This window comes from Nocardiopsis sp. CA-288880 (genome assembly GCF_050955985.1).
Classification (GTDB): domain Bacteria; phylum Actinomycetota; class Actinomycetes; order Streptosporangiales; family Streptosporangiaceae; genus Nocardiopsis; species Nocardiopsis tropica.
Map to the genome: position 1 here is coordinate 3,922,696 of NZ_CP192105.1, position 19,869 is coordinate 3,942,564.

The 19,869-nt window shown below is 74.4% G+C and carries 14 protein-coding genes, 2 tRNA genes and 1 pseudogene; 9 read left to right on the forward strand and 8 right to left on the reverse strand.

Features of this window, described 5'->3' with window-relative positions:
• The first annotated feature begins 90 nt into the window (after positions 1 to 90).
• The 9 genes and pseudogenes from ACQPYD_RS17210 to ACQPYD_RS17250 all read left to right on the forward strand — a co-directional run bounded on the left by ACQPYD_RS17210 (position 91) and on the right by ACQPYD_RS17250 (position 9,248).
• Entirely contained in the window at positions 91 to 864 is a 774-nt protein-coding gene (locus ACQPYD_RS17210) for a nucleotidyltransferase domain-containing protein (RefSeq protein ID WP_433696613.1), read from the forward strand.
• A gap of 540 nt (positions 865 to 1,404) precedes the next feature.
• Positions 1,405 to 2,040, forward strand: a complete 636-nt coding sequence (locus tag ACQPYD_RS17215) for a hypothetical protein (protein WP_433696614.1) — start codon at positions 1,405 to 1,407, stop codon at positions 2,038 to 2,040.
• Between the two features lie 227 nt (positions 2,041 to 2,267).
• Positions 2,268 to 2,339: transfer RNA gene (locus ACQPYD_RS17220), tRNA-Pro, on the forward strand.
• A 60-nt stretch (positions 2,340 to 2,399) separates the two neighbouring features.
• Positions 2,400 to 2,471: transfer RNA gene (locus tag ACQPYD_RS17225), tRNA-Arg, on the forward strand.
• Position 2,472: 1 nt separating this feature from the next.
• A complete protein-coding gene (locus ACQPYD_RS17230; protein ID WP_433696615.1) occupies positions 2,473 to 4,779 on the forward strand; it encodes a transcriptional regulator in 2,307 nt (768 codons plus the stop codon).
• 387 nt (positions 4,780 to 5,166) lie between these two features.
• Positions 5,167 to 6,150, forward strand: coding sequence for a phosphatidylinositol-specific phospholipase C (locus tag ACQPYD_RS17235; RefSeq protein ID WP_433696616.1), 984 nt, complete (start codon positions 5,167 to 5,169; stop codon positions 6,148 to 6,150).
• Positions 6,151 to 6,948: 798 nt separating this feature from the next.
• A pseudogene (locus ACQPYD_RS17240) lies at positions 6,949 to 7,098 on the forward strand (FAD-dependent oxidoreductase); the annotation flags it as partial.
• A gap of 116 nt (positions 7,099 to 7,214) precedes the next feature.
• Positions 7,215 to 7,577, forward strand: coding sequence for a VOC family protein (locus ACQPYD_RS17245; RefSeq protein WP_433696617.1), 363 nt, complete (start codon positions 7,215 to 7,217; stop codon positions 7,575 to 7,577).
• Between the two features lie 192 nt (positions 7,578 to 7,769).
• The gene (locus ACQPYD_RS17250; protein ID WP_433696618.1) at positions 7,770 to 9,248 is read left to right on the forward strand and encodes an alpha/beta fold hydrolase; all 1,479 of its coding nucleotides are present in this window, start codon (positions 7,770 to 7,772) and stop codon (positions 9,246 to 9,248) included.
• A 383-nt stretch (positions 9,249 to 9,631) separates the two neighbouring features.
• Here the strand turns inward: ACQPYD_RS17250 and ACQPYD_RS17255 are convergent, their stop codons facing one another.
• The 8 genes from ACQPYD_RS17255 to ACQPYD_RS17290 all read right to left on the reverse strand — a co-directional run bounded on the left by ACQPYD_RS17255 (position 9,632) and on the right by ACQPYD_RS17290 (position 19,556).
• Positions 9,632 to 10,027: a Fur family transcriptional regulator gene (locus ACQPYD_RS17255; protein WP_433696619.1), complete on the reverse strand. Its 396-nt coding sequence runs from the start codon at positions 10,025 to 10,027 to the stop codon at positions 9,632 to 9,634.
• A 374-nt stretch (positions 10,028 to 10,401) separates the two neighbouring features.
• Positions 10,402 to 11,607 carry a cytochrome P450 gene (locus ACQPYD_RS17260; RefSeq protein ID WP_433696620.1) on the reverse strand — a complete coding sequence of 402 codons (1,206 nt, stop codon included), beginning with the start codon at positions 11,605 to 11,607 and terminating at the stop codon, positions 10,402 to 10,404.
• A 23-nt stretch (positions 11,608 to 11,630) separates the two neighbouring features.
• The gene (locus ACQPYD_RS17265) at positions 11,631 to 12,620 is read right to left on the reverse strand and encodes a PDR/VanB family oxidoreductase (protein WP_433696621.1); all 990 of its coding nucleotides are present in this window, start codon (positions 12,618 to 12,620) and stop codon (positions 11,631 to 11,633) included.
• A 250-nt stretch (positions 12,621 to 12,870) separates the two neighbouring features.
• Positions 12,871 to 13,611: an IclR family transcriptional regulator gene (locus ACQPYD_RS17270; RefSeq protein WP_433696622.1), complete on the reverse strand. Its 741-nt coding sequence runs from the start codon at positions 13,609 to 13,611 to the stop codon at positions 12,871 to 12,873.
• 241 nt (positions 13,612 to 13,852) lie between these two features.
• On the reverse strand, positions 13,853 to 16,327 hold the full coding sequence (locus tag ACQPYD_RS17275; protein ID WP_433696623.1) for a glycoside hydrolase family 3 protein: 2,475 nt from the start codon (positions 16,325 to 16,327) through the stop codon (positions 13,853 to 13,855).
• A 154-nt stretch (positions 16,328 to 16,481) separates the two neighbouring features.
• Positions 16,482 to 17,732 (reverse strand): ABC transporter substrate-binding protein, encoded by a 1,251-nt coding sequence (locus tag ACQPYD_RS17280; RefSeq protein ID WP_433696624.1) that lies wholly within the window; start codon positions 17,730 to 17,732, stop codon positions 16,482 to 16,484.
• Positions 17,733 to 17,796: 64 nt separating this feature from the next.
• Entirely contained in the window at positions 17,797 to 18,621 is an 825-nt protein-coding gene (locus tag ACQPYD_RS17285) for a carbohydrate ABC transporter permease (RefSeq protein ID WP_352985194.1), read from the reverse strand.
• Positions 18,618 to 19,556, reverse strand: a complete 939-nt coding sequence (locus tag ACQPYD_RS17290; protein WP_433696625.1) for a carbohydrate ABC transporter permease — start codon at positions 19,554 to 19,556, stop codon at positions 18,618 to 18,620. The genes ACQPYD_RS17285 and ACQPYD_RS17290 overlap by 4 nt, the downstream gene beginning before the upstream one ends.
• Positions 19,557 to 19,869: the final 313 nt, after the last annotated feature.

Below are 19,869 nucleotides of genomic sequence, written 5' to 3' on the forward strand. Positions count from 1 at the left end.
CCCGACCGCCGAAAAGGAGTCGAACCGCCCGCACCCCGGAGGGTAGGTTGCCCCCACCCCCTTCCGCACAGCGACGACCAGGAGCCGCAGGTGAAGCACTCCGCCCCCGAGTACGCACGCATCGCCGAGAAGGGCACCGTCCTGCGCTGCCAGGTGGGATCCGGCGTCCACGGGGTCGCCGTCGACGGACAGAACGACCGCGACGAGATGGGCATCTGCGTCGAACCGCCCGAGTACGTGATCGGACTGCGCGCCTTCGAGCAGTACGTCTTCCGCACCCGGCCCGAGCACACCCGCTCCGGCCCGGGCGACCTCGACCTGACCGTCTACTCGCTGCGCAAGTGGATGCGCCTGGCCCTGGACGGCAACCCGACCGTCCTGCTGCCCCTGTTCGTCCCCGACGGCGAGATCGTCGCCGTCACGGACACCGGCCGCGAACTGCGCGCCTGCGCCGACCGCGTTGTGTCGCGCCGGTCGGGCCACCGCTTCCTCGGCTACCTGCGCGCCCAGCGCGAACGCATGGAGGGCCTGCGCGGCGGCAAGCACACCAACAGGCCCGAACTGGTCGACACCTACGGCTTCGACACCAAGTACGCCTACCACATGGTCCGGCTCGGCATCCAGGGCGTCGAACTCATGGAGACCGGGCGGCTGACCCTGCCGATGCCCGGCCCCGACCGCACCTGGCTGCTGGAGCTGCGCCGCGGCGAACACAGCCGCGCCGAGGCCCTCGAGCGCGCCGCGGACCTGGAGGAGCGGCTGGTGCGGCTGTGCGACCACGCCGACCTTCCCGGGGAGCCCGACCGCGCCTGGGCCGACCGCTGGCTGGTCGACGCCTACCGGAGGTCCTGGGACGGCCGCTGAGGACCCCGCCGCCCCGCCCCGCGACCCCTCCGACCAGTGCGGGCACCCGCCGGGGAACCGGCGCGGGGGCGAGATAGGGTGATCCACCGAAGAGGCACGCGGCGCGCCCGGCCCACCGGGCGTCGACCGCGCGGCGGGCACCGCGCGCGGTGTCCGGGAACAACAAACGTGAGGAAACACCATGGTCGGAACCATCGCCTTTGTGCTCATGGTCGTGAGCCTGTCGATGATGCTCATCGCCGGCATCATCCCCGCGTTCATCAAGACCCGCTGACCGGCGGCGGGTGCCGTCCCTCGGGCGCACCCGCCCACCCGGCTCCCCGGCCGGCCGCCGTACCGCGGTCACCGGGGCCCGACCGCCGACGCTCCCGCGCCGGACGCCGCACGGCGGTCACCGCCCACCGGAGACAGGTCCGCACCGGACGCCGCCGCCCGCGGCAGGACCGCTCCCCCGGTCGGCGACGGGGCACGCCGACCACGGCGGACTCCCCGAGACCCTCCCCCTTACCGCGCGGACCGGACAACCTCACCCCCCGGGGCATGGCCGCGAACGGCCCGATCCTGGAACCTCGTGGTCATGGCGAGGACAACCGGCCGCGCGCTCCCCTGCGGCGGCCCCACCCTGGACCACGGACGCTGCCGACGCCGACGCCTGGTCCCGCCCTGCCGGGACCACACCCCCCACGCCCTCTCCCGCCGGAGGGCCGCGCCGCCCTGGACTGCTTCGCCTCCCTGGTCCCCGCCGCCCAGTGGAACAGGGTCGCCTCCTCCCGCTCGCGCGCCGACTGCCCCGCCCTCGAAGCCCTCGCCCGCGCCTGCGAGTCCCCGCGCGCCGTCGCGGTCGGCGCCCTGCACCGCGTCGCGGAGCACGGCTTCGCCGACCTGCCCCGCACCCACGAGCACCGGATCGCGCGCACCCTGGCCCACGCCAAGGAGAGCCAGGTCAGCACCCGCTCCTTCACCCGGGCCCGCGTCGAGCACCCCGGCCCGCACCTGGAGGACATCGCCCTGTCCCTGCGCCTGCTCGGCGTCCTGGCGTGCCTGTCCCAGGGACGCGCCCCGTGGTGCCCCTGCCTGAACACCCTCCTGCGCCGGGGGCCGCTCCCCGCCCCCTGCGCGGTCTTCTCCCTGGCGACCCGCTTCGCCGGCTCCCACGGCCTCGACCCCACGGCCTGAACCCGGCCGCGCTCGGCGGCCCCGCAGGTTCGTCCCCTCCCCGTCCCGGGGGGGGAGCTTCCCGCGGCCCGGGCGCCCGGGAGGGCGCCGACGGTCCCGGCGCCCCACCCGCGAAAACCCCTTTCCCCCGGAGCCCGGGACGGCTACGGTGAGGCGCGCGACGCAGTACGGCCCGACGCCGTGGCCCCCGGACCACCCGGAAGGGCGCCGCCGACGGGCCGCGGCCACGGCACGTAGCTCAGCAGCAGAGCACCCGGCTCGGGACCGGGAGGACGCGGGGGCAGAACCCGCCGTGCCGGCGACCCGGGCCCGACCCCGAGGGTTTCGGGGACGGGGCGGTCCGAGACACCGGGCCACCACGACGTGTAGCTCAGCAGCAGAGCACCCGGCTCCGGTCCGGGAGGACGCGGGGGCAGAACCCGCCACGTCGGCATGGACGAGAACACCGCACCCGCCCGGGCCAACCCCGGTTACGCCGTCGGCCGACTCGCCGAGGCGTTCACGGCCGCGCTCACCCACGAGGACCCCCGTGTCCGCGAGGCCGCCGAGAAGCGCGCCGACGCCTGGCGGCTCGTCGTCGCGGGCATGGCCGACGGCACCCTCGACATCGGATCCAGCACCCCGATCCGTCACCTGCCCCCCTGGGTCACCCTGGAGATCGCCCCCGGCGGCTTCGCCACCGGGAGGGCGGCAGCGGGCGGCCGCCTCCGGCCGCACGAGGAGGACCTGGCCCGGCGGCACGGCCTGCCCGCCACGCGCTCGGCCCTGTACGCCCACCACCTCGCCCAGGACGGCATGGCCGAGCTGTCCGCCCTGCTGGACAGCGGCGCCTACGAGATCGACGTGCCCGAACAGGCCGCCCTGCTCGGCATGGCGTGGCTGGTGCGCGCCGGAGACACCGCCGGCGCGCTGCGGCTGCTCGCCGCGGTCGAGCCCTTCGCCGACACCCTGTGCTTCACGCCCCGGCCGGCTCCGCCCCACGAACTGCCCGGCCGCGTGGTCCACCGGGCCTCCGCCGGGGAGGTGCGCGCGGACCTGGACCGGCGCGCGCGGCGCAGGTCCCCCGCCCAGAACCGGCCCCTGGTCCAGAAGGAGGCCCTGGCCGTGTGGAACCCGTTCGCCGACCGCGTCCTCGCCCACTGGTGGCAGACCCGCGAGGGGGACCGCGTGGACGGCCGCCGACCCGAGGGCTGGAGGGCCCGGGGAGCGGATCTACTCGCCGAGTACGCACGGCTGTCGGCGGAGCACACACTGTGCACCAAGCACCGCAGGCCCAAGGAGAACCTGGCGGTCATGCTGGCCGCGCTGCGCGAGGCCGTGGAGTCGGACGGGCCCACCGCCCGCAGCCGCGGCCTGCTCCAGCACGCCGTGGACTCCATGGTGCGCAAGCGCGGCCTGCCCGGCTCCCCCGCGCACACCGCCCTGCGCACCGCGCAGTCCGCGCACGCCGCGCGGCCCACCCACGACGTGCTCGCCGGGCTCGTGTCCGCCCGCCTGGCCGGGCTGCCGCAGAACTCCGGTGTGCCCCGGATCGAGGAGGCGCTCGCCCCGGCCACGCGCGAGGAGGCCGACGGTCTCCGCGTCCCCGTGGGCTGGCCTGTCCCCGCCCCCGTGCGCCGCATCGCCCTGCGGGCCGCCGCCGCGCCCCTGGACGACCTGGTCGCACTCGGGGTGGTCCCCTCCGCCGAGGTGATGGCGGAGCTGGTCCCTGCCCTCACCGCGTCCGCGGAGGCCTCCGCCGCACCCGACCCCGCACTCTCCCGGCTGGTCGCCGCCCACCACCGGGCGTTCAGCCGCCGGCGCTCCCTGATGCTGCTGAACCTGGAGAGCCAGGTCCGGGCGGACCGGCTGCCGTGGGTGCAGGCGCTGCGGTCCCACCTCTCCGACACGGGGGCCCGCCGGGAGGCCGTCTCGCGGCTGGTCCCCGAGCTCGGCACGTCCGCGCTGACCCACTTCCCCGGCACGGTCCTGCCCAACCCTCTGGTGCGCGAGTTCAACGCCGTGTCCCGGTCCGCGGGGCTGGACCTGCCGTGGCTGGAGGAGCTGGCCGCCGACATCTTCACGGGCGAGTTCGCGCCGAAGTTCCTCCGTGCCGCCAAGGCCGCCGCCTCGCTGGTGGAGGGCACCGCCTACGCCCGCTACTACGGCATCGACTGCGCGGGGGTGCTCGCCCTGGAGGAGGCACCGCCCGCCGGGTCCGCCGACCGGGCCTCCCCCTTCGCCGTGCTGTGCGCGGAGCGCGCGGGGCTGCGGAGGTCCGGGGTGGCGTCCAGCGGCACGGTGATCGAACAGGCGCAGATCCTCACGACCCACAACCTGGCCACACTGGTGGTGGCCGGGGCCGTACCGGCGGCGGGGTGGGCTGACCCGGCGTGGCGCGCCCACGCCCTGGCCGTCGCGGCGGTCGAGCGCCTGCCGCGGGTCGGCACTCCCCTCGGGCACGTCCGGAGCGCGGCGTTCTCGTGGCGCCAGGCGGTGTTCTTCCTGTCCCTGTGCCCGGTCCCGGAGCAGCGCGAGGTGGTGGCGCGGATGGAGGAATCCCTTCTCGCGCGCCCCCGCCACACCCGTGAGCGGATGGCTCCGGTGGTGGCCGGTCTGCGCCGGGTCGTCGACGGCGGGCCCCTGGTGGAGGGTGGAAGTGACGGTGCCCGGCGCTTCCTGGGCTGGTCGGAACGGCAGCACTGGATGCTGGAGATCGCGCCGCAGGCCCTCCTGCCCCGCACCCACCGGTGGGGATGAGGCTTCGCAGGTACCCCTCCCGGCCGGTCGGGGCCGGAGGCTGCGGCGTCATCACGCGGCGACCGGGCGGGGCACGGGAGAGGCCGGTGCGGGGCATCCGTCCACGCTGCCCCGCACCGGCATGCGCGCGTGCGCGCAGGGACCACCTTACGGAAACCGGCGCCCTTCCGCGGCGTGTTCGCCATAACTCGTGGGGTGGGAGGACCATCCGCAGTCCCACCTTTACGACGTAGATTCTCCCTGAGGTCCAGGACGTCCGCCGCTCGCGGCGGGAGCGGGCGGCGGACGCGCACAGGGGGTGTCAGGACGGTCGCGCCGTGGCAGTGTGGACGGCGTTCCGGACGCGCCCCGGCGGCGCGCCCGCCCCCGTGACCGAAGGAAGCCCCCATGCTCCCCTCCCCCGGCCCCGCCTCCCCGACCGGACCCGCGGCCCTGCTGGCCGCGGCCCTGTCCGCCCTCCTCGTCCTCCCCGCCCTGCTGGCCCCGGCGGCCCCCGCCTCCGCGGCCCCGGCCCCGGCGCCGGCGCCCCTGGTCGAGCACTCCTCCTGGATGGCGGCGCTGCCCGACGGCGCGAGCCTGTCCGCGCTGTCGGTGCCCGGCACGCACGACAGCGGCGCCTGGCGCGGATCCGTGTGGTCCCGCACCCAGGACCTGACCATCGCCCAGCAGCTCGACTCCGGTGTGCGCTTCCTCGACGTGCGCACGCGCCACTACCGCGACGCGTTCCCCATCCACCACGGGGCCGAGTACCTGCACCTCAACTTCACCGACGTGGTCACCGACGTGGGCGCCTTCCTCGAACGGAACCCGGGCGAGACCGTGCTCATGCGGCTCAAGAAGGAGCACACCGAGGAGGAGAACACCCGCAGCTACGAGGAGACGCTGGACCACTACATCGAGCAGAACCCGGACACCCGCGATGTGCTGGCGGAACACCTGTGGGTCCCGGACGGGGACGGGAACCGGGTGCCCGACCTGGGCGAGGTCCGGGGCCGGATCGTCATCGTGCAGGACTTCGCCGCCTCCCGCTCCTACGGCGTCCACTGGAACGGGCCCGCTCTCAGCGTCCAGGACGACTACCGCGTGCCCACGCTCTTCGACATCCCCGCCAAGTGGGACAGCGCCCGGGCGCACTTCGACGCGGCGGCCGGCGGCCCCGCCGACCTGCTGTACGTCAACCACCTGAGCGGCAGCGGCGCCCCGTGGGCCAACCCGCGCGACGTGGCGTGGGGCGCCCTGGGGCAGCGGGGCGTCAACGCCTACGCCGTGGACCACCTGCGCTCCTCGCGGGCGCCCCGGACGGGCGTCGTCGTCATGGACTTCCCCAGCCAGGAGCTGACCGACCTCGTCCTGGCCCGCAACCCCTCCTGACACCGGGGCCCCGGCCGCCCCGCGCGGCCGGGGCCCGCGCGCCGCCACGAGGACGACGCCCCCGCGCCGGGGTCCGGAAAACGCCTCCTCCGCAACCCGGAGGCCGCGAACCGGAATTCCATTCCCGCCCCACCGGGGGATTCCCTCGCCCTCCCGAGGGATTTCCAAGGAAAAGCACCGGAGAAAAGAGTCGGCCACTATTCAAAGCAATGCCCCGGACACAGAAGGCGAGGAACCGAGATCTAGGACCCTGCCTCATTCAACGACTCATGCGACCGTCCGAAATATTCCCCCGTGTTCATTTCCAGGGTGAATGACGATCCACCCCCGGCGCGGAGGAGTAGGAATGAGAATCTGCGGCAGGGCTTCGCGGGAGCACCCCCCTGTCGGCCGCCGGAGCCCGAGCGGCACCCAGATCCTCGACACCGTCTTCCAGACCGACTTCGTCGGCGACCTCGACGGCAAGGGGTACCACGTCCACCTGGACATCGTGGACGCCTCCGGCGGCGCGACCCGGCTGGGATCAGCGGCTGCGGACTGCTGCCCGGCCGGGTCGGACTCGGCCACGAACTGGTCGCCCTGCGCAGGGACGGGGTCGGCCGCACCGTCCTGGACCGGGACGGGGGTCTTCGAGGTCCGGCCGGACCGCACCGTCCGCGGGGCGCGCGTGGACTTGTCCGGGGCGGAGTTCGATGCGCTGGTTCCGGGCGTGGCCTGGCCATGGACCGTACGCGCCGTTACCCGGAACCAGTCGGCGTATCTCCGTGACCGCTCGGTTGGCACGCGTTCTACCGGCCGGGCGGGTTCACCTCCCCTGCCGGTGTCGAAGCACTTCCGGAAGGTCGCTGCCATTTCACCGGAGAGCACACCAGTCCGCACGACAGCGGCATGAACGGAGCAATATCAAGCGGGGACCGCGCGACACAAGAGACCATGGGTACTACCTAGGTACCAGAAGTGAGGAATGGACTTACCAGGACCGGATTGGATAATGTCTGGCCGGTGCCGGCCCGGTGTTCGGCCCCGATGTCGCGCGCACGGGAGAAACAGGGAAAGAGGAGAACATGAGCGAAGCATTCAGCCCCACCCTCGTCATCATCAACCTCCCGGTCAAGAACCTGGAGGCGGCGACCGCGTGGTACACGAAGGTGCTGGGCCACGGACCCTCCGGGGAACCCTCCCCCACCGACGTGGAGTTCGACCTGCGCGAGGGCGTGAGCCTGCTCCTGACCACGGGTGACGAAGAGGCCGAGGCGGCCGGGGCCAAGGTCCTGTTCGGGGTCGAGGACCTGGATGCCGAGAAGAAGCGACTGGCCTCGGTGGACGTCGAGTGCGGCGAGCGCAGGGAGATCCCGGACGCCCTGGCGTGGTCCGACTTCAAGAGCCCCGAGGACCACCGGCTGAGCCTGGTGCAGATGCTGGGCTGACCCGGCTGTCACAGGTCCCCGTCGGGGGCGGTCCGGGCCCGGGCGGCCCCCGACGAAAGTCGGTTCGAAGGCCCGTCGGGTCCTCCGGCGGGGGGAGGCGCGCGCGGTGCGGCCGACAGTAGCCTGCGGAGGACCCGCCGTTCGACCGCGGACGGCGGACCCCGAACAGAACCATGTGAGTGGAGAACCCCCGTGCCCCTTGCCCGAAGCGCCGCGCTGGCCGCTGCCTCCGGACTGTTGCTCACCGCCTCGGCCGCCCCCGCCTCGGCCGCCCCCGCCTCGGCCGCCCCCGGCCCGGAACCGGAGTGGCGGCTGTGCTCCGACGTCGCCCGGGGGTGGGACGAGAGCGACGACCGCACCCTGTGCGCCACCGTTCCGGTGCCCCTGGACCACGGGGATCCCGACGGGCGCACGATCGACATAGCGGTGACCCGTGTGCCCGCCACCGGGGAGAACGCCTATCCCATCCTGTTCAACCCCGGCGGCCCGGGGCATCAGGGCGTGACCATGCCCGGGCACATCCTCGACAGCGAGGCCGCGGACCTGGCGCTGGGCCACGACCTCGTGGGCTTCGACCCGCGCGGCGTGGGCTACAGCGACGCCGTGGAGTGCGAGATGGGGGGTGCCGACCCCGACCCCGGCCTGAGCGACGAGGAGAGCGCACGGCGCGTCGCCGAGGAGCAGAGCCGGATCAACCGCGAATGCCACGCCCACGACCCCGAGCTGGTGGCCTCCCTGACCGCGGAGAACGTGGCCCGGGACATGGATCTGATCCGTGAGGCACTGGGAGCGGAGACGGTCGGCTACTACGGGGTGTCCTGGGGAACCCTGCTCGGCGCCGCCTACAGGTCGATGTACGACGACCGGGTCGAGGCCATGCTCCTGGACTCGGTGATGTCGCCCGAGGCCAGTGTCACCGTGTTGGACGAGGGGCAGGCCATGGCGGCCCAGGCCGCGTTCCACCGCTTCACCGACTGGGTGGCCGAGCACGACGACCACTACGGGCTCGGCACGGAGGCCGACCGCATCCGGGACGAGGTGTACGGGCTGCGGGAGGAGCTGACCGACGAGCCCCGCACCGGCCCCGACGGGACGGTCGCCGACGGCGGCACCGTGACCGCGCTGCTGGCCACCCCCGAACGTGAATGGCCCGCCAACGCCCGCTCCCTCGTCACGCTCCTCGACGGAGGCGTGCCCGAGTGGGGGGTTCGCAACGGGCCCGTCCCCGGCACCGGTTGGGACGCCGAGACCAGCGGTTTCGACGCCTTCGCGCAGGTGTCGCTGTTGTGCAACGACTCCGACAGCCCGCGCGACTTCGACCAGGTGTGGCAGAACCGGTTGGAGCGTGCCGAGCGGTACCCCGTCATGGGCACCCTGGGCTTCTACGAGCACTCCTGTGTCGGGTGGCCCGAGGAGGGCGTGAAGCCGGACCTGAACCGCGGGGACAGCCCCCTGCAGCTGGTGGGCCACGTCGACGAGATGGTCACCCCGCACGTCTGGGCCCTGGACATGGGGCGGGCCATCGGCGGAGAGGTCATGAGCGTGGAGGACGACGGGCACGGAACCCTCTCCGACCTGGACTGCGCCTCGGCGGCCGTCGACTTCTTCGCCACCGGGCGGACCACCACGCAGACGTGTCCGGGACCGCCCGCGCCGAGCCCCGAGGACTGAGTCCGTGTCCGCCCACGGCGGTGCGCCCCCGCGCCGCCGTGGGTCCGGGCGGGGCCCTCACCTCCCGCCCCGCTGTGGGCCCGGGCGGGCGCCCTGAGGACTCCACCGTGCACGGCCCTGTTCGGGACGACGGCGCCCGGCACGGGCGGTGGGGGCGGCAGGACGACCGCCCGCGCTCTCCCGGAGGGGCCGGCGGGGGCGCCGGTGACCATACCGGCCCGCTGGGGGCGTCGCCGGGGCAGGGGTCTTCGTTCCCGGCCCGGGAGCACTCCCCGGCGGCCCACCGCGCCCCGGCCGCCCGGGTTCTTCGCACGGGGCGTGTCCTGGCCTGCGGAACGGACGCAGTACGCGAGTTCACGACAGCGCGACCTGCCGCTGCGGTGCTAGGCGCAGCGCGGGCACACGCCCGAGAGCTCGAAGGAGTAGTCCAGGGACGCGAACCCGCTGTCGCGCCGCACGCGGTCGGCGACCGCCGCCAGTTCGTCCGCCTGCGCGACGTCCTCCACCCGGCCGCAGACGCGGCACAGCAGGTGGTGGTGGCGGAAGGAGGTCCTGCACAGACGGTAGAGGCGCTCTCCCCCGGGTGAGTGGAGGGTGTCGAGGACGCCTTCCTGGGCCAGCCGGTGGAGGGTGCGGTAGACGGTGGAAAGGCTGGGCGGCCCGGGGCCGCCCGAACGCCTCCCGCTGAGGGCGGCGTGGATCTCCTGGCAGCTGCGGAAGTGCGTGCTCCGGTCCAGCGCGCCGAGGACGACGTCGTCGTACTGGGACACCCTGGGCATCTCAGCCGACCGCCCGGGGGCTTCTCGCGGCGGGGGGCGCGCCCGCGGGGTCCGGCGTACGGCGCCGCAGCCCCCTTGCTCCGGTCACGTCACGGTCCTCCGGTCCTGTGACACAGTCTGTATGGAAATGATTTTCATAACCGTACCATGACCGCGCCCGTACCCTCTCAAAACCCCCGTCATGGGCGCGCTCGACGTCCTCCGGGGGCGGACGTCCCCGGTCGCACCCTCCGGCGGACGTACGCGGCCTCCCGGAACGTGCCGGGGGCCGGGCCTTGCCCACGGGCCCGCGCCGACGGTCCGGCGCATCGCCCCGCGGCGCCCCCGGGGAGCCGGAGCCCGGCCCCGCCCCGGGGCGGGGCCGGGCTCCCCGGTCAGGCGAGGCGTACGCGCACCGGCATCGAGTCCCAGGCGCGCAGGGTGTTGTTGAGGTGCCGGCGGGGCGCGGCGGCCGGTTCGATGTGCTCGACGCGCTCGGCCAGGGCCGTGAGCAGCGACTCGGCCTCCAACCGGGCCACGTGCTGGCCCACGCACTGGTGCAGGCCCATGCCGAAGCCCACGTGGGCGGAGGGGTCCCGGGAGAGGTCGAAGGCGTCGGGCTCGTGCCAGCGGCGGGGGTCCCGGTTGGCCGCGCCCAGGAACAGGAGGACCTTGCCCCCGTCCGGGACGGTCGTCCCGGCGATCTCGACGTCGCGGGTGGCGGTGCGGAAGAAGGTCTGCACCGGCGACTCCCAGCGCACCGCCTCGTCGAAGGCGATCCGCGCCAGGCGGGGGTCCTCGCGCAGCCGCCGCCACTGCCCGGGATGGGTGGCGAAGGCGTGCAGGACCGCGCCCAGGGCGTGGACGGTGGTGTCCACGCCGGCGGTGAGCAGGGAGCGGACGACGAGCGGCGCCTGTTCCCCGGTGATGTCGCCGCGGTCGGCCGCCGCCCAGATCGCCGCGCCGAACCCGCCGGGGGCCAGGCGTTCGCGGGCGCACTGGCCGTCGACCCACGCGGAGAGCTCCGCGATGCGCGGGGCGCCCTTGTCGACCAGGGCGTTCGGTGGGCCGAAGGCGTTGAAGGCGTGGTCGCCGTAGGGCAGCAGGCGGTGCCTGCCCTCCTTCCCCAGGCCCGCGGCGTCGGGGAAGACCCGCAGGGGGAAGGCCTGGGCGAGGTCGGCCACGGCGTCGAACTCGGTGCGGCGCACCACCCGGTCCACGAGCTCACGGGCGTCCTCGGCCCACGCCTCGCGCAGCCGCCGCAGCGCCACGGGCCCGAGGATCCGGGTGAGGACGGCCCGGGGGGCGTCGTGCAGGGGCGGGTCGGCCTCCAGGAGCAGGCTCGGCGGGCGCCACGGCTCCTCGTGCCGGAAGTTGGCCAGGCCCACCCCCGCGGCGGACTGGAAGGTCTGCCAGTCGGCCAGGGCCGCGTGGACGTGTTCGTGGCGTGCCAGCGCGTGGACGCCGTAGCGCTCCAGGCGCACCACGGGCCCGGCTTCGCGCAGGAGCGCCTGGAGGGGGAGGGGGTTCTCCAGGACCTCGGGGGCGAAGGGGTCGGCGTCCAGGGACGCGGCGGCGGGGAGGAATTCGGTCTCGGGCACAGGTCGGTCCTCCGGGGGACGGGTCACAGGTCGAGGACGAGGCGCTCGGAGCGCGCACGGGAGACGCAGACGAACATGCGGTCCCCTGCGGCGCGGTCGGCCTCGTCGAGGATCGAGTCGCGGTGGTCGGGCACGCCGTCGAGCACCGTGGTCTCGCAGGTGCCGCACAGGCCCTGGCGGCAGGAGGACAGCACGTGGACGCCCGCCTCCGCCAGCGCCCGGAGCAGCGGTTGGTCCGGTCCCACGGTGAGCGTGGTGCGCGAGCGGCGCAGCTCCACCTCGAACCCGGCCCCGCCCGCCCCCGCCGCCCCGTCCGCGGCGGCGAAGCGCTCGGTGCGCACCTGCCCGGGCGGCCAGTGCGCGCAGGCGGCGCGCGTGGCGTCCAGGAGGCCGCCGGGGCCGCACGCGTAGACCTTGGCACCGGGCGAGGGCTCGGGCAGCCAGCCGGCCAGGTCGGGGCGGCCGTGCTCGTCCTCGGGCACGACCAGCACGCGCGGGCCGTGGTCCCGGGCCAGTTCGCCGGCGAAGGCCATGGAGGCCCGTGTCCGGCCGCCGTAGAGCAGGCGCCAGGGGAGGCCGAGCATGTCGGCCTGGGCGATCATGGGCAGCAGCGGGGTGATGCCGATCCCGCCCGCGACGAAGTGGTACTCGCGGGCGGGGGCCAGGACGAAGTTGTTGCGCGGCCCGCCCAGTCCGAGGCGGTCGCCCTCGCGGACGCGGTCGTGGAGGAAGGCGGAGCCGCCTCGGCCGCCGGCCTCGCGCAGCACGGCCACCCGGTAGCTGTGGGCGTCCCACCGGTCGCCGCACAGGGAGTACTGGCGGACGGGCCCGTGGGGCAGGGCCAGGTCGATGTGGGATCCGGGGGTCCAGTCGGGCAGCCTGTCCCCGTCGGGGCGGGCGAGGGTCAGGGAGACCACGCCGTCGGCCACGTCGGACCGCCCGGTCACCAGCAGTGACGTGGTCGCGGTCGACCCGCGGTCGCCGGGGGGAAGGGTGGGGGGCGGTGTCGCCATGGAGCCTCCTCGTGGCGTCGGGGTGTGCCACGAGCATCGGACGGGCCGCCCTCCCGGGTCCACGCGTCTTCCGTTCAGCGGAAGGCCGGTGATGACGCGGGTCACACCGCCCGGCCCTCCCGGCCCCGCCGGAGGCGCGGGGCCGGGAGGGCCGGCGGCGTCCGCCGCACCGCGCGGGCCGGGCGGACCGGGCGGCCTCCGGCGCGCTCCCCCGCTACCGGTCGGTCCCGGCCCGTTCCCCTGGCACCGTTCAGCCCAGGGCACGGCTCAGCGCCAGCCCCGCGAGCACGAGCGGGCGGCTGAACGTCCAGGCGTCGTCGTCGTTGGGCACGACCAACCCCATGGCGGCGACGACGTGCCCGCCCCGGCGCACCGGGACCGCGATGCCCGTCGCGTCGGGGTGGATGTGCCCGGGGCAGAAGGCGAACCCGCGGCGCCGGATCCCGGCGAGCTCGGTGCGCAGCGCCTGCCCGTCCGCGAGGGTGTGCCGTGTGTACGCGGTCGGCCGTGCGGCGAGGACGCGCTCGCGGAGTCCGTCCGGCGCGTGGGCCAGCAGGACCAGGCCCGCCGAGGAGGCGTTCAGGGGGAGCCTGCCCGCGATCCTCGTGACGTTGACGACCGAGCCGGGGGCGGTGAGCCGCTCGACGAACAGCACCTCCCCGCCGTCGAGCACGCCCAGCTGGGTGGAGTGGCCGACCACCGCGTGCAGGTCGCCCATGTAGGGCAGTGCGGTCTCCCGCAGGTCCCTGACCGGTGAGGCCCGCTCGGCCAGCTCCCACATGCGCGTGCCGATGAGGACCTGCCGGTGCTCGTCGCGGTCGAGCAGCCCGTGCCGGGTCATCTCCTTGACCAGCCGGGCCGTCGTGGCGAGCGGGAGCCGGGCGCGGCGCCCGAGCTCGCTCAGGCTCAGGACCGTGGACTCAGGGCCGAAGGCGTCGAGGATCCTGACCGCCCGCGTGATGACGGACTCGCCGTCGGGGGACCGGGCCATGTCTGTCGCTCCTCGCTGCTCGGACGGGGGTCGGCGGGCGGCCCCGGCGCCCGCGGCGCGTACGCGTCAAGCCTGCCCGGGAGCGCGGCGGCCCGGAAGAGCGGATCGCGGATACCCGCCATCCACCGGGTGGATACCGGTCCCGCCCCTCCCCCGGTCGCCGGCGGGGAGCCGGCGTCCGGGCCCGTCCGGGCCCTCCCGCCGGGGCGGGCGGGGCCGGACGGGCCGCTGGGCGCGGTCCTCAGCCGAGGGCGATGGTCCTCTCCAGGGGGAGGTCGTCGGACGAGCGGCCCACCCGCACGCGGTACGGGCCGCGTACGAGGCGCCGTTCCCCGGCGGTCCCGTCCCAGGAGGACAGGTCGGTGAGGGGGATGCGCAGCTCGACCCGCTCCCGGGCCCCGGGGGAGAGGCGGACCTTGCGGAAGGCCCTGAGCACGGCCGGGGCGGCGCCCCCCTGCCCGGGCGGTGCGACGTAGACCTGCACGACCTCGTGGCCGGCGCGGCTCCCGGTGTTGCGCACGTCGACGCCCACGACGAGGTCCCCCGCCGCGGTATCGTGGTGCAGCCCCAGGGACGCGTAGGAGTACGTGGTGTAGGACAGGCCGTGGCCGAAGGGGAACAGGGGCTCCTGCCCGTGGCGCCGGTAGAAGCGGTAGCCGATGTCGGGGCCCTCGTCGTAGTGGACGGCCCCGCCCTCGCCGGGGTAGGTGCGGGCGGTGCTCCCCGGTCCCTGGTCCTCCCCCGCGGGGAAGGTCAGGGGCAGGCGCCCGGCGGGGTCGGTGTCGCCGTACAGGACCGAGGCCAGGGCGGGTCCGGCCTCGGCGCCGCCGTACCAGGCCTGGACCACCGCGCCCACGTCGTCGAGCCACGGCATGAGGACGGGGCCGTCGGTGTTGAGCACCACCACCGTGTTCGGGTTGGCGGCGGCCACGGCCCGCACGAGGGCGTCCTGGTCACCGGGGAGCGCGAGGGAGGCGTGGTCCATGTTCTCCCCCGCGACCCGGTTGACGACGACCACGGCGACGTCGGCGGAGCCGGCGGCCTCCGCGGCCCCGGGGATGCCGGACTCGGGCTGCCAGCCGAACCGGAGGTCGGTCGCGCCGAGGAAGGAGCCGTCGTTGGTGTACTCGACGGCCACCTCCACCTCCTGCCCCGCCGTGAACTCGCGCACCGCGTGCAGCGGGTAGGCGTGGGGGCCGAACTGGAAGTCGCGGCTGGGGCGGACGCCCTCGACGGCCGTCTCCCCGTCCAGGACGAGGCGGGCCCGTCCGGAGAAGAGCAGGGAGAACCGGCACGGGCCCTCGGCCGGGGCGGTGAGGGTGCCGCTCCAGCGCGCCGACCACACGGCGGGCAGCCCGTCGACGGGGGCGCCCTCGAAGTCGAGTCCGGCCGCGGTCGCGGTGGCGACGGGATCGCCCTCCAGGCCGGGGCCCGCGTGGTAGGCGCCGGCCAGGCCGGGCTCTCCGGCGGGGGTGCGCAGGGCCGAGGCGGGGACCGTGTCGAGCGGGACGTCGCCGAGGCTGCCCTGCGCGTGGGAGACGTGTGCGCCGGAGCGGTCCCGGATCGCCTGCAGGGGTGTGGTCCACTCCCCCGGCTCCACCCAGCTCGAACCCTCGATGCCGGTGACGAAGTCGGCGCCCGCGGGGCCGACGACGGCGACGCCCGCGCCCTCGGGCAGGGGCAGGAGCGCGTCGCGGTTGGCGAGGAGGACCGTGCCGTGCACCGCGATCTCGCGGGCCAGCTCCCGGTGCCCGGGGGTGCTGACCGTCTCCCGTGGCGGCGGCAGCGGGTGGTCGAAGAGTCCTCCGGCGAACATGGTGAGGAGGATGCGCCGGGCCGCGTCGTCCAGGCGGTCGGCGGGCAGCGCGGCGGCGTCCCCGGGGGAGATCTGCACGCCGTCGGGTCCCAGGCCCGCCAGGTCCATGCCGGCGAGGGCGGCGGCGACCTGGTCGTCGCCGGACATGAAGTCGGGGACCGTGTACCCCTCCAGGCCCAGGAGGTCCTTGAGGTCGCCGATCAGGTCGGGGTTCTGCGGCGCGTACACGCCGTTGACGCGGGGGTAGGAGGTCATGACCGACGTGTGGGGGACCCGGTCGACCACGTGCCGGAAGGGCTCGTGGTGCGTCTCGTGCAGGGCGCGGGCCGAGACGCGGACGTCCACGGTGAGCCGGTCGTACTCCTGGTTGTAGGCGGAGAAGTGCTTGACGGTGGTGGCCACGTGCCCTGCGGTCATCGCCGCGGCGATCTCCGCGCCGAGGCGTCCCGCGGTGTGGGGGTCCTCGCCCATCCCCTCGGCGGTGCGGCCCGAGCGCCAGGTGCGGGCCAGGTCCACGGTGGGGCCCAGGACGCTGTTGAAGCCCTTGCCCCTGGCCTCCTCGGCGATGGCGGCGCCCATGTCGCCCAGGAGACCGGGGTGGAAGGTCGCGGTCTGGGCGACGGGCACGGGGAAGGCGGTCACGCCGGTCTCGCCGCGGACACCGGCCGAGGCGTCGGCGAACAGCAGCGGGGGGATGCCCAGCGCGGCCAGGGCGTCGAAGTCGCAGCACACCAGGGCGGCCTTGTCTCGGGTGTCCATGCGGGCGAGGAGTTCGTCGGCGCGCTCGGCGGGCGTGGCCCCGGAGGGGGCGGAGGGCCGCGCCGCGGCGGTGGCGGGTGGGGCGGTGAGGGCGGCCGCCGCGGTGACGGCGGCGGCGGACAGCAGGGTTCTGCGTTTCATGGTGTTTCCCGGGGGGTGGGGAAGGGCGGGGCGGGCGCCCGGAGCCGGGGCCGGCTCCGGGCGGTCGGGGCCGGGGCGTGTTCCGCGGGTCGTTCCGGGCGCGGCGGTCGGCGCGACCGCCGGTCCCGCCGGGAGCGCCCGCGGACCGCGCGCCCTAGCCCTCCTGGTAGGAGCCGTCCATCTCGGCCAGGGCGTCCTCGACGGTGATGTCGCCGGCGAAGAGCTGCTGGACCACGGTGAAGTGGGTCTGCTGGACGCGGGGGTTGGGCCAGCGCTGGTCCATGAAGGGCACGGTCCGGCCCTGGCTCTGGAACTCGGTGAGGGTGGACAGGGCCGGGTCGGCCTCGCGCTCCTCGTCGGGCAGGGCGGTCAGGGTGCCGCCCTCGGTGGCGTAGATGTCCTGGCCCTCGGCCGAGCCGAGGAACTCCACGAACGCCATGGCCGCCTCGGGGTTCTGGCTCTCGGCGTTGACCCCGTAGGCGGCCGAGATCGAGCCCGGCATGAGGGTCTCCCCGGCGTCGTCGGTGGCGGGCAGGGCGAACATGCCCAGCTCGGCGTCGCCCATCTCGGTGCGGACCTGCGAGAGGGTGGTGGCGACCTGGACCAGGCCGACCGACCGTCCCTGCACGACGCTGCTGACGGAGGCCTCGTAGCTGGTGCCGAGGGGGTCCTCGTTGAAGCAGCCCTCCTCCTCCATCTCCAGGTACTTCTCCAGTGCGGTCCGCCACTCGGAGTCGGCGAAGGAGGCGTCGCCCGAGGCCATCAGCCCGTCGAAGTCCGGGGTCTCGCTGTAGACGGTGGTGGCGGCCAGCGCGTAGGTGACCAGCTGGGTCACCCAGGGGGTCTGGTTGCCCAGGGCGAGCAGGCTCATGTCCTCGTCGCGGGCGGTTCCGCACAGCTCGATGAGCTCGCTCCAGGTGGTGGGGGGCTCGGCCCCCAGTCCGTCGAGCGCCTCCTGGCTGTAGATGACGCCGATGCCGCTGTAGGTGACGGGGACGACGTGGGTGGTGCCCTCGTACTCGGTCACGGGGCGGTCGCCCTCGGGGATCTCGGAGGCGAACGCGGTGTCGCCGAGGTCGGCGAGGTAGCCGCTGGGGGCCAGCAGGTCCAGCGCGGCCGGGTTGCCGCTGCCCGGCCAGACCGTGAAGACGTCGGGGCCGGTGCCCGAGGACAGCTGCGTGCGCAGGGTGCTCTGGAGCTGGTCGGTGTCGGCGTAGGTGACGGTGACCCCGGTGTCGGGGTTGGCCTCCCGGAAGGCGGCGACCACCTCGTCCATGGGCACGCGGTCGGTGGAGTTGGCGGTCACGGTGATCCCGTTCCCGGGGGCGTCGCCGTCGGCGCTGCACGAGGTGAGCGCCGCGACCGCGGCCAGGCAGGCCAGGGACGCGAGGGGCTTCTTGGACATGGGTCTCTCCAAAGGTCGGGCGGGGGTGGGGATGGAGGTGGGGCGGGGCTCGTCCGGAAGGGGATCAGCCCTTCAGGCCTCCCGCGAAGCCCTGGATGACGCGCTTCTGCATGGCGAAGTAGACCGCGAGCACCGGGATCGAGCCGATGATCAGGCCCGCGAAGACCAGGGGCCACTGGGAGACGTACTGTCCGACGAATCCGAACAGGGCCACGGGGATGGTCTGGCTGCCCGAGCCGCTGAGGTACAGCAGCGGGGTGAGGAAGTCGTTCCAGACGAAGATGACGTTGAGGATGACCACCGTTCCGGTGATCGGGCGCAGCAGCGGCAGGACGACGCCGAAGAAGGTGCGCAGGGGGCCGGCGCCGTCCATCATCGCGGCCTCCTCGTAGCCGCGGTCCAGTCCGCGCAGGAACCCGGTGTACAGGAAGACCGAGAAGGGCATCTGCACGCCGGTGTAGTAGATGACCAGCGCGACCGGGCTTCCCAGCAGGTCCAGGTCCCGCATGGTCTGGTAGAGCGGGATCAGCGCGAGCTGGAAGGGCAGGAGCAGGCCCAGCATGAAGAGGGCGAACACGGCGCGCGACCAGCCGCGGGTGGAGCGGGCGATGGGGTAGGCGGCGAGCGCCGAGAGCACGACCAGCAGCACGACGCTGGCGGCGGTGACCATGGCGCTGTTGGCGATGGCCGGCCCCAGGTCGGCCTGCTGCCAGGCCTGGCCGAAGTTGTCCAGGGTGGGCGAGCGGGGCGGGGCCAGGGGCGAGGCCCCGGTCTCGTCCGCGGGGCGGAACGCCTGGACCAGGAGGATGTAGACGGGGAAGGCGAAGACCAGGGCGGTGGCGACCATCGCCGCCTCCAGGACGCCGGTCCGCCAGGTGTAGCGCTTCACGAGTTCTTCTCCTGTCGGCCCAGGGCGCCGTACTGGACGCCGCTCAGCACGATCACGAACACCGTCAGCACCACCGCCATGGCCGTGCTGTAGGCGAAGGCGTTGAACTGGAACGCCTCGCGGTAGATGACGGTGGACAGGGTGTCGGTGGCGCCGCCGGGGCCGCCCTGGGTCATCACCCAGACCTGGTCGAACAGCTTGAGCCCGCCGATGAGGGAGAGCATCAGGTTGATGGTGAGGGCGGGGGCGAGCATGGGCCGGACGATGTGCCAGAAGCGGCGGAACGGCCCGGCGCCGTCCATGTCGGAGGCCTCGTAGACCTCCCGCGGGATGGACTGCAGCCCGGCCAGGAAGATGACCATGGAGTAGCCCGAGAACTGCCAGACGATGACGGCGACGACCGACCACAGGGCGATGCCGCTGTCCCCGAGCCAGTTCTGCGCGAGGAGTCCCAGGCCCAGCGCGTCGAACGCGGCGTTGACGGCGCCCTCGGGCGCGTACAGGTACTTCCACAGGTACGCCGTGACGACCGGGGTGATGACGGCCGGGGCGAAGAAGAAGACCCGCAGGACGTTGCGGGATCTGATCCGGCTGTTGACCCCGAGCGCCAGGAGCAGGCCGACGGCGTTCTGCGCGACGGTGACGGCGAAGGCGATCAGGAGGGTGTGGACGAGCGCGCCGCGCGCGGCCTCGTCGGCGAGCAGGGAGCGGTACTGGTCCAGGCCGACAAAGTCGAAGGTCCTGGCCAGGCCGTCCCAGTCGGTGAAGGAGTACGCCGCGCCCCGGGCGCTGGGCACCAGGACCGCGAACGCGAAGAAGGCGAGCGCGGGGAGCACGAACCACCAGGGCACGGCGGTCCGGTGGGACCGGGGGCGCCTCGCCGGGGCGGTCGGGGGCGGGCTGGTGCTCCCCACGGGTGTGGCCGGTGTGGCCATAGCTGTCTCCATCGGGGGTCTTCCTCATGGGGCGCGGGAGGGGAGTTCACTGCTCCGATTCCTGCGCGACTCCGGGTTTAACAGAGTTGAAACGATTTATTGATTGGCCCGAAGCTAGGCCGAGGAAGTGACATGCGTCAACCCCCGGAGGCGAACGAAACCTCTTCGCAACCAGAGCGGGTCGGCCAGCGCATCTCTCCGACCACCTCCCAGAAAAAGCCTTTGAACAGGTATTTCACTGAATGGAAGGGGGTCTTGACACCAGATCGCACAGCTGCGTGCCGCCCCTCGGACCTTGACGGGAGCCCGCCCG

Coding starts and splice junctions, on each gene's coding strand:
- ACQPYD_RS17230 (WP_433696615.1), top strand. CDS start 2,473: ATGGACGAGAACACCGCACCCGCCCGGGCCAACCCCGGTTACGCCGTC.
- ACQPYD_RS17280 (WP_433696624.1), bottom strand. CDS start 17,732: ATGTCCAAGAAGCCCCTCGCGTCCCTGGCCTGCCTGGCCGCGGTCGCG.
- ACQPYD_RS17235 (WP_433696616.1), top strand. CDS start 5,167: ATGCTCCCCTCCCCCGGCCCCGCCTCCCCGACCGGACCCGCGGCCCTG.
- ACQPYD_RS17215 (WP_433696614.1), top strand. CDS start 1,405: ATGGCCGCGAACGGCCCGATCCTGGAACCTCGTGGTCATGGCGAGGAC.
- ACQPYD_RS17255 (WP_433696619.1), bottom strand. CDS start 10,027: ATGCCCAGGGTGTCCCAGTACGACGACGTCGTCCTCGGCGCGCTGGAC.
- ACQPYD_RS17275 (WP_433696623.1), bottom strand. CDS start 16,327: ATGAAACGCAGAACCCTGCTGTCCGCCGCCGCCGTCACCGCGGCGGCC.
- ACQPYD_RS17245 (WP_433696617.1), top strand. CDS start 7,215: ATGAGCGAAGCATTCAGCCCCACCCTCGTCATCATCAACCTCCCGGTC.
- ACQPYD_RS17265 (WP_433696621.1), bottom strand. CDS start 12,620: ATGGCGACACCGCCCCCCACCCTTCCCCCCGGCGACCGCGGGTCGACC.
- ACQPYD_RS17290 (WP_433696625.1), bottom strand. CDS start 19,556: ATGGCCACACCGGCCACACCCGTGGGGAGCACCAGCCCGCCCCCGACC.
- ACQPYD_RS17270 (WP_433696622.1), bottom strand. CDS start 13,611: ATGGCCCGGTCCCCCGACGGCGAGTCCGTCATCACGCGGGCGGTCAGG.